The sequence below is a fragment of the Prevotella corporis DSM 18810 = JCM 8529 genome, from assembly GCF_000430525.1.
Taxonomy (GTDB): Bacteria; Bacteroidota; Bacteroidia; order Bacteroidales; family Bacteroidaceae; genus Prevotella; species Prevotella corporis.
In genome coordinates, this window is sequence record NZ_AUME01000061.1 from 1 (window position 1) to 10,309 (window position 10,309).

Below are 10,309 nucleotides of genomic sequence, written 5' to 3' on the forward strand. Positions count from 1 at the left end.
TTGCGAATGTGTAAGTTTCATTTTTTTCTTTTTTATGGTTTACAAATACAAAGATAAGAAAAAAGGAGCTTACACACTTTTATAGGACAGTACCAAACAAAAACACTGCTCCCGCAGAACTTCACGTGAAGTCTGCGGGAGCAAAGTGATATATGTTTGTTTAATTGAGCTTACTCAATGACAATCTTTGACGTCTTTACATTCGTGCCGTCGGTAGCCTTGATGAGGTACACACCTGCAGGAACATGTCCTTTCAGCTTCTGCGCATCGAGTGGTAAGCTGAAGGTACCCATCTTAGCACCCGAGAGGTTGAAGAGCTCAGCCTTGCCCTTGGTCAGGGTGATAGAAACGTTGTCAATACCTGTCACAGCACTCATCACCTTCTCAAAGTCAGTCTCTGGCGTGTCGGCGAACATGAAGCGGTTATGCTCGATGCCGTCAACCGTTGCTGTGAAGAAGTAACGTGCCTTACCGTTGTTGAACGGAATCACAGTTTTCGTCTTCAAGTCAACCAACTTCAAGTTTTGATAGTTCAGACTCCATGTGTTCAGCTCCATGTTGTAGGTTTCATCCTTAGCGGTCTCAACGCTAAACGTGCTTCCTATCAACGAAGGCAAACTGGATATCTGTACATTCTTACCGTCAGTGGTTGTGGCAAATACAGAAGGTTCGCCCATGTTCAGCTTCTCACTTTCCAACTGTGAGTCGTAGGCTGGTGTGGCGTCCTCTTCCTGGTATGTCCAGAACTTGTCAACCACCTTACCGTTATCCATTGTTACCATAACACTACCACGGTTAAAGTCATCTTCCATGACATATGACTTGGCGCGTAGAGGTTCAGCCTCAGACTTCAATCCCGTGTAAGGAATGGTGAGTGTACCTGTCTTCATGCTGTATACGGGGTTACTGTATTTCACCATGAACCCTTGCATAGGTGCCAGTGTACTGGTAACACCATTCTCACCAGCCTTGTCAATGTTCACGGCTTCATAGCCACCCTTAGTTTTAACAGAGTTGCCATAAGCATTCTTCCAGTCATCCCAGCTACCTGTGGTGTAGATGTAAACCGTGTTGTCCATCTTAACACCATCTTCACCAGATGCTAAATTGATGCTCTTGATGTCCACACCAGCCATGAACGAGTTGCCCACGATGTTGTAACCTAATCCGTAACGCTTAGCGTTGTCATCCCCTTCTGCCTTAGAAGCAGTAACGATGTCTGCTTGTCTTGTCAGCGTGATTTCTTGATTACAGAAGTTCAGCTCGCCTTGTATCTGACGAACACCGTCACTACCTTCCCTTACTGGAGCTATCTCGTAGCCCTTGAAGGCTGTCATGTTGTCTGTAGGCATCACATTGATCCACTTCTGATAGTAATGATTGGGATCGTTCTTCTTCTCATCGTAGAGACGAACCTTCGCACCCTGGAACACAGGACTCTTCTTTACTTCCTTCACAGGAATACCAATGTACTGCCAGTCAAACTCAGCATACAGATCCTTACCAAAGTCAGGAGAGGTCTTGTCCTTATTGTCCGTTGCCTTGTTGTCTTGGCGATACTTGCCTAATGGCTTGAACTCTACAGAGGCAAATACATGAGTGGTGCATGCATTTTCATTGTTCAAGATGAACGTACCCACCTTCTTGCCGTCAGTGGATGTCTTCATCACGAGTTTGTCCTTGTCAGCGTCTGTGCCGAAGCCTTCCACGCTCTTCACGGTCAAACCACCATCAGCGGGAACAACTACAGCTGGGTGACCAGTGGTCTTGGTTGTAGCACCCTTCTCAAACTTCTCGTCCGGTGCTTTGTTCACCAACTTGTTTGCAGAGAAATACTTACCAGCAGGCAAGTGCAGGTCACGTACAGCCACCTTACCCTTGGCATCCTCACTACCATCAGCAAAGATGATGTCCTGACCGTCCTTAGGAACGTTGTAGGTCCAGTTCTCCTTATTATTGAAGTCGTTGTCCACGCCACCAATCCAATAGTTGTTGCCGCAAGCATTCACTTCAGGATCGTAAGCAGAACCAGCTCCCTGACCGCCATTGGCAGCCACAGGTACACCGTTTTTATCTACTTTACCCTTGATGACACCGTCTTCAACCATGTCCTCAGTGATGTTTTTGTTATCACCTTCAACTGCATCAGGACATCCGTCTTCGTCGCTGTCGGCATCAAAGAAGTTAGGAATACCGTCCATATCATCATCGCATGGCAGCATAATCGTTACCACAGTGTTCACCATACCCGTTTGGTCAGGAGTCTGTGTAAACGCAAAGTACTTCTTGCCGGGTTCAGTGTTCAAGTACGACAATGCTACATCATTAGTAAGATTTACGTCCTTGTTATTTATCAGCACTTTCTTGGTGCCTTGATTCTCATAGACGGTGTAGCGGTCATCGTCCATCTTAGTATATAACGCAGTCTGCGACAACGCATGCTCATTGGTGAGAACGTTGATACCAAACTGGTTGTCCTGGTGGAACGATGAAACTGGTGTGCTCTGCATCAGCACGTACGGATGCATGGTTCCTCCAATTTCCCAAGTGGTAACAGTTCTGTCGTTACTTGTTCTAAAGCGATTTCTATCCAATGAGTAGTTTTGAACCGTTACGACTACTCTACCCGTGTTAGCTTCGTATCCAAACTTGTCGGAGAGATCTACAGTATAAGCCTCATCACCCGTTGCAGCTTTTGCACCAATCACAGAAGGTAACAAGGTAAGCACCTTACGACCATTCGTAGGTTTATCGTTGAGATAGTTCTCATCTTTCACAATATTAGCGAAGAGCTGCTGAGTCTTCACATTATCTCTATAACGTATCCACTTGCTTTCACCTAAGCCGCTTTTGTCAACCGTCGGTGTGAGGTTGGATTCTGCAATGTCTGCACACTCCACAGTATTCAATATACCGTCATCGTCCCAGTCAAGATCACCGGGAGTCACAAAGCATGGCTTGAAGAATATCTGTGCACCAGTGCTCTGTGCGTACTGGCGTGTCTCGTCATAGGCACCCACGCAATCGTATATATACTCAGTCTTGTCGCCATCGGTCATGCTCTTCACGATGATGGTGTAGAGATAACCCTCTTCAACCTTGTTAGAAGGGAAGAGTTTGTCCCCCTTGATCGTAACATTGTCTGGGAATTCATTGACCGTTACCTTCGTGGTGCCTTTCTTTACATAGTCGGTGATCTTTCCGTCTTTGTCGTAAACAGGCTCCCAGTTGGGAACTTCTTTTTCAATAGGAACTCTTTCTTTTAGCGTTTCCGCTACTGCACCTTTTACAATCCTTTCGGTGCTGTGTCCTTTCTGTTTCCATACATCGTAGGTAAAGGTGAACGGACCCTCACCACCAATACTCTGGAACTTAGCCCAATATTCTGTATTGCCGGCACAGTAGGATGCGTATGTACTGCTCACACCTGGCTTGTCACTGTCGTTGGTGATGATGTCAGCATGTGGTTTCAGCACGTCAACCTCTGGACGCTTTACAATTGCCTTACAGTCTACCTTCACACCTTGCCCTTGGTCGCCTATCTCAGCATCGGTGGGGTAGGTATAGCCCTGTCCAGCCGCAACGGTTGGCTCAGTGGAAACCTTAGGATCTTTAGCGTAACCTTCATTGCCACCCTTATCATTCAGCCTTAAATTGGTCGTATAGGAATTATAGACTAATTGCAACTTGGTGTTGGATATCGTAATAGGATTATAGTTCTTCTTATTTTTTTGAACAGCGAAGTCTGCCCCCCAGACAGTAGCACTCAGCTTTTTGCTGGTACTCATTCCTTGGTTACCATAGAACACACAGCCATCCAACTTGTCGATGACATCTCGTGCACCAGATGTAAATATTCCACTACGTGTATAAACATAAATGGCACCACCGCTTCCGTCTGCTCCATAATCACCATCAGCGATGTTATTCACAAACTTGGCATTGACAATCTCACAATTTCTTTCTTGTGCTATGTAGAGGTGTAAAGCACCTCCTGCACCATTGTTTTTACCTTGCTTTCCACCATTCAGCGCAAGTGTGGCTTGGTTGTTATAGTACACATCATTCGTTGACCAGAAACCACTTGTCCAATCGGTACCTCCGTCGTCTAGGATACGAATGGCACCACCCTCTACTGCTTTGTTGCCATAATATTGGTTGTTGGCTGACTTCAGATAAGCATTGCTATAGTTATAGATGGCACCACCCATACCATTGGCAGTGTTGCCATTGAAAATACTATTCTTCACATCGGTACCAATGCAACCGCTGTTTACAAAAATAGCACCACCGCCAGACCATTCAGAGGCTGAGTTTTGCTTGAAGATACATTTGTTGATAAATACCGGGAAGTTAGCGCCATTCTGTGCAATGGCACCACCGTTTTTAGCTTTATTGCTTTCGAACAGACAGTTAGTGAAATTAAATTTACCATCTGTTACTTTGTAAGCAGAGCCAGCAAGGAATACTGCACCACCTTGCTTTGTACTTGTGTTGCCCACAAACTTACAGTTGGTGAAGTCACCATATCCACTCTCCACATTCACGGCACCACCGTTGTCGCTACCAACGGTACTTGTGGTTTGGTTGTGGATGAACATACAGTTTTTCACGTCGAACTTGCCCTGCTGTATACCAATAGACAAGGCATTGGCTTGTGCATCGCAACTGTTGTTCTCGAAATAACAGCCTTCCACCAACAGGCTTTTTGCATTGTTCGCTATACGGAAGGCACCACCGTATTTAAGACCACTGTTGTTACAGAACACAGTGTTGGTAACCTTGACATTGCCGTCTTGGTTTGCGATATAGAGTGCACCACCTTGATTCTTCGATGTATTGCCTTTGAAGTTACAGTTGTCTATTGTTACATCCACCGGAGCTGATGCATCTTCATCTTGAATCTGAAGCGCACCACCAGCATTGGTCGCAATATTGCCCTCGAACTCATTGTTGATGAAGGTAATTGTGCGGCGACCAGTTCCTGTTGGGATGTAGGCAGCTTTTCCTCCGCTCTGAACAGTAACAGCACCACCGGCGTCACCTGATGTACATTTGTGGAACTGGTTGTTCTTGAACACTACCTCATGGCATGACTGAATTCTGAAAGCTCCACCAATACCCGATGTTGTATTGCGGAAGATAGAGTTGGTGACGCTCACTTTCTTGAAGCTTTGCAAAGAGATGGTTGTGATTTGCTGCGCAGCCGTACCACCAAGGTTACGGTTCACCTGCACATGATCCATATTGACATACGAATTGTCTTCACCATCGGCTGGTTTGTAGTTTCTCGCACCGATGACCGCATATTTCTGGTCTGATCCTAAGTGGTTGATGTCATGAAACGTAACATATTTCATGTCAATTTGAATGTTCGTCGGCTTATAGATTGTTTGGTGGTTGAACACCAAGAAACCACCACCTGTTGCACCTACGCGATCGCCTTGTAGCACCTCTACACGTTCTATCTTAATCTTGGGATTTTTCATCGTACCAAAGAAGTAAATAGCTCCGCAGAAAGATGACTTGTAATAACGAATTGAGCAATCCACCATCTCAAAATATGGATTATCAAAACCATTGTTATCAAAGGTAATCAATGCGCCATCAGTAGTACTACCTACAAAGTTTTTAGAATCGAACGTAATACCGTGCATAATCAACCCCTGATTGTGGTTGTTGGTACGGAATACGGATGTTGTTATCTTATCCTTCGATACAAATTTTGTCACATGCCGTTGAGGGTTGCTGTTACACGTATCTTGAGGCAGCGTTTGAGAGCCTGGCGTGGGATATCCACCCATGAGCCACAGCTTCTGTCCTTTTTTGGACAAGACGTAAAAGCCTGCGGTTCTTTTTTTGCCATCTAAATATTTAATCGCATCTGTCTCACTCACGTCATACTCACCCTCTGCCAAATAAATCTTGACCTGTGTGTTTGCATTGTTCTCAGCTGTATTCAATGCTTGCTTGAGGGTTTTGTATGCATCGTTCCACGAAGAGCCATTACGCCAGTCGTTACCCGTCTTGGCAGACACATAAATCTTCAACGATGTATCTTCTTGAGCCTGCACACCGAGTGCCATGAGGCACGCGAGGAGCATCGTCAGCAGATACCTTGCTGGTAATAAATGTTTCATGTTGTTTGTTGTATTTTTTGTTTTACTTTTAATTTCTTACTTCTATACTACGCATCGACAGCCATGTTTTGCCGGCAGATGCGTAATGTTTCAGTAGACTTTATCTATCTCCCCAAAGAGATTCAGAATATTCAAAGTCCTCAAAATCAAGATCTTCAGGCTTGGCACCTAAGGAAGGGTCATTATCTGGATTATAATGAACACTTGTAGCTCCTGGGTCTCCTCCATTTGCTGCCAGTAACATGATGCCTGGACTTAAATACGTTTTCTTTGCCATTTTTAAATTTTTGTTTTTATAAAAATATTGAGTCTTCTATGTTTTGCTGCTAAATATATCTGGCACATTCTTGTCTTTTTACATACGTCTATAGCCAAACGTTCTCCTAAGTGCCTGTCATACCTCGGTTTGTCTATTCTGCATTACCGTCATCCTATTTACTTATAGCGCTCAGGCTGTTCCCATTTTGATGGTTTGCGAATTGTATATATATAATAAGGTGGAAAGACGTTACCGCCTCATCACCTGATTGTTATAAAATGTTCGCATAATGAACAATGCAAAATTAGACATAAAATATCGCGGAAAAGCATATAAAAATATCAAAACGATGAATATCTCTATCTTCCCCCTCTCTTAAACGTTAATAATATTTAATTACTCAATGTAAATTTTAATATTGTATATATTTGTATTCTATACAACCATCATTTGCTTACCTTTACAAAAATAATTTCTGTTTGCTTTTATGCTACAGATTTGCAAACATTTAGCGCATGAGATTTTACAATTTAAACAAGCACCGCCAGTGTCCCAATTACATTGGGTCAAAAGCCATGGGGTTTGCTCTGATTACTGGAATGTGTGGTGAGCGTGTGGGCGACATTCTCCCCGTGCCTGTGATAATATTTGTGATGAGTGGCAAGGTACAACTTTGGTTCAAGAAGAATGTCGAGATGGTTGTCAATGCCGGTGAGATGGTTGCTGCCGTGTTTACAGAGGAGGCGTATGTCACTGCCATGGAAGATAGTGTATGCATGCGACTGTACATCCAGGGCAACGGACTGGAATTCTGCCATCGCATCGTGAACTTGGCGTTGTTGCAGAGGCTGGGTAAACAAGAAGGGGAGCAGGGAAAGGTGCTGCGCATGATACCAGAGGTGCAAACCATCATGAGACAGATGATCGGCTACATCACCGACGGACTGATGTGCTGCGACGTGCATGCCATGAAGCAACAAGAGCTGGCGGCGGTGCTGCAAGCCTATTACCGACCAGCGGATCTGCTGCCATTTATTGCCCCTATCTACGACCCCAACGCGCGCTTCTACAATGACGTGATGAAGTTGGCTGGCGATTATCTGTCGGTGAACGAGATGGCCTCGCAGCTGAACATGAGCTACCCGGCGTTTATCCGCCACTTCCGCAAGGTGTTCAAGGACACACCACAGGAATGGTTGTCGAAGAACCGTATGAAACGACTGCGTGACCTGCTGCGCAACACGGCGCACACTGAACAAGAGATTGCCGATGAGTTGCATTTCTCTACGGTGCAGAACATGCGGGCTTTCTGCAAGGCACGCTGTGGGCAGACACCCGCACAGCTGCGAGAACAATAATAGTAGCGTTGTCCTTGTTGGCCAATCGCATTGACTTTGGGTGTCAAAGGCAATGTATTTTTGGGTTAAAGGACATGGATTTGGATGGATAGCGAATGAGGCGTGTGACCGAGAGCGTGAAAAAGTACGCCGTGTTCTGTACAATGTCAGCAATATTCATATCAAAGGATGCGACTTGAAGTCGCCATCAACTATGACCGTGTTGCCGACGACTCCAAAGGGACGGCGTAAAGGGATATCTCACCAATACGGATATACCAACAGACAACAATAAAAATCAAACTACCTCTGAACAAGGAGGTTTATACACAAACCATGCTGATGGCAAGACATCAGAGAATAGCTAAACTATTTGATGAGGATTTTTGGGTGACACAATGACGAAGGAAGAAAAAAAGATGCAAGTCGCGGTGGATTTGCATCTTTTCTGTATGTGTCTGTGGGCTTTTATTCTCTGCTGCTGCCGAAGAAGCGAAGCAGGTAGAGGAAGAGGTTGATGAAGTCGAGATAGAGATTGAGCGATCCCAGTAAGGCAATCTTCTGCGCGCTTTCTCCTGCATCGGGGGCTTGCATGAGCATTCGTTTAATCATCTGCGCGTCCCAAGCTGTGAGACCTGTGAAAATCAATATTCCGAGAGCGCTGACAATCATATCCATCATTGAGCTGTGGAGGAACATATTCACCACACCTGCAATGATAAGCCCAATCAATGCCATCAACAATATGCCACCCATCTTTGTCATGTCTTTCTTCGTGGTGGAGCCTATCAGTGCCATTGCGCCGAAAGTGCCAGCCGTGATGAAGAAAGTTTTGGCGATGGAGGCGATAGTGAATGCGGCGAATATCCAGCCCATCGTCAGGCCGTTGATGGCTGAGAATATAATGAACCAGCTGGTGGCGGCTACGAGTGACAGCTTCTGTATTCTTGCCGACAGATAGATGACAATGCCGAATTCTACTGCCACAGCGATGAGGAGTGGGGCGATTCCGCCATAGAGCATCGCCATCATCGACTGTGATGTGCTGACGCCGTATGCCACGATGCCAGTTATGGCTAAAGCCATAGTCATCCACGTGTAAACCTTGCGCATGAGCATCGGAAAGGCGCGGGTTAGCTCCAACTCACGGTTTCGATCGTCTGCAATTCTTGAATAATCGTTGAATTTCATAATTTAAATAATACTTTGTAGTTGTTTGTTCGTTATTTCAAATGTGTGGAGCCATAGCCCCCATTAGCTATAACTTGCAAAGCGTGTGCCAACTTTTTTAGACGGTGTTGACTGACAGATTCGTTGCGATGAAAGGGGTAGATTGGGACAGTAGTGTCCTAAATACTCTTCAAAAAAGTGGAGGAGGAGAGTTTGGCGCAACCTTGCATGGGGCTTCCACAAAATCATTCTAAGGATACTATTATTTTTTTTTCTTAAAAAATTGGTTGTTTTGAATTTGTTTAACATCTTTACTGTGTCATAATGTCAAACGTGTCGTTTCACAGTCTCATTGTCGCTCCTGTCTCAGCTCTTGTTGTGGGGAATGAGTGAAGTGGAGGAAAATGTAAACATTCATGATTATTGCTATCCACTAAAACGCTGATGGGTATAAATATTCCACCCAAAGTCCTCTATAATGGGACTTCGAGTTTGTTTTCTTAAATCTATGGCCTCATCTAATCAAACAGACTTGCTGCATGAGGTGCTTCTTTAGACTCTTGAATCATTTTTGCTCAATCTTTTTCAGGTTCATCAAGGAAAGTGTAGTAGCCCGCATCATATAAGCTGATTCTTACTATTGTAGTCAATTCTGAGAAACTCCGTGAGTGTTTGGAACGCTTCTGAATGACCATCAGAAGGAGATTGGCAATCAAGTTGTCCCAGATTTGTGCCTTGATGGCATTGACACTCTCTTCGTAAAAGTATTTTTGGGATAATCTGCGAATTTCTAACTAAGTGTTTGTCGGCTTGATATGTTATTTGTACCTTTATATAGAGAATTTCTGCTAATACCCTACATAGATGTGTCAGCTATGTATTTTTCAAAATACATTGAATTGTGATTGCGAGGAGAGTTTTTGTAGCTGCCCCGTTTCTCTCCTGTTTTGTTGTCCTTTCTTCAGTAAGTCACTTATATAATAAGGTGTTATTTCCCCCCTATGGTTGATTTAAATCAATTTAGCCGCCTTGTCATGAAAAAAATGAAATAATTTCCCTAAAAAGTTTGGAGCGTATGATATTTTGTTATACCTTTGCACTCGCTTTCGCAATAAATTTTGCGTTTGCGTTTAAAAGTTGTTCTTTGAAAGATTTACATAGACAGAGAAGTAGTACAAGAAGCGTCCGCTTTTTTGAGCGGACGGGTAAATGAAACGAACCGATCAATTCCGGCTTTGCCGTTTCCTTTTGGGTGCGGCATGGCCAAGATTCGGAAAGGTGTTTTGATTTAGACTTCAATGAATGGATATTCATCCTTGATAACAGAGACAGATCAGGCTTCGTCTTTTTGGCGTTGCCTTCAACATTATTTTACAATGGAGAGTTTGATCCTGGCTCAGGAT

4 protein-coding genes and 1 pseudogene are annotated in these 10,309 nt (G+C 44.3%); 2 read left to right on the forward strand and 3 right to left on the reverse strand.

The window, feature by feature from the left end:
- Nucleotides 1-170: 170 nt before the first annotated feature.
- Both H515_RS0109835 and H515_RS14580 read right to left on the reverse strand, forming a co-directional pair.
- Nucleotides 171-6,140, reverse strand: a complete 5,970-nt coding sequence (locus H515_RS0109835; RefSeq protein ID WP_244870077.1) for a T9SS type A sorting domain-containing protein — start codon at nucleotides 6,138-6,140, stop codon at nucleotides 171-173.
- 100 nt (nucleotides 6,141-6,240) lie between these two features.
- On the reverse strand, nucleotides 6,241-6,417 hold the full coding sequence (locus H515_RS14580) for a hypothetical protein (RefSeq protein ID WP_154653688.1): 177 nt from the start codon (nucleotides 6,415-6,417) through the stop codon (nucleotides 6,241-6,243).
- A gap of 497 nt (nucleotides 6,418-6,914) precedes the next feature.
- On the opposite strand from H515_RS14580, the gene H515_RS0109845 reads away from it, so the two are divergent.
- On the forward strand, nucleotides 6,915-7,757 hold the full coding sequence (locus H515_RS0109845; RefSeq protein ID WP_025877915.1) for a helix-turn-helix domain-containing protein: 843 nt from the start codon (nucleotides 6,915-6,917) through the stop codon (nucleotides 7,755-7,757).
- Between the two features lie 174 nt (nucleotides 7,758-7,931).
- A pseudogene (locus H515_RS15370) lies at nucleotides 7,932-8,138 on the forward strand (IS1634 family transposase); the annotation flags it as partial.
- 66 nt (nucleotides 8,139-8,204) lie between these two features.
- Here H515_RS15370 and H515_RS0109850 read toward each other — a convergent pair.
- The gene (locus H515_RS0109850; protein WP_025877917.1) at nucleotides 8,205-8,927 is read right to left on the reverse strand and encodes a Bax inhibitor-1/YccA family protein; all 723 of its coding nucleotides are present in this window, start codon (nucleotides 8,925-8,927) and stop codon (nucleotides 8,205-8,207) included.
- Nucleotides 8,928-10,309 lie beyond the last annotated feature (1,382 nt).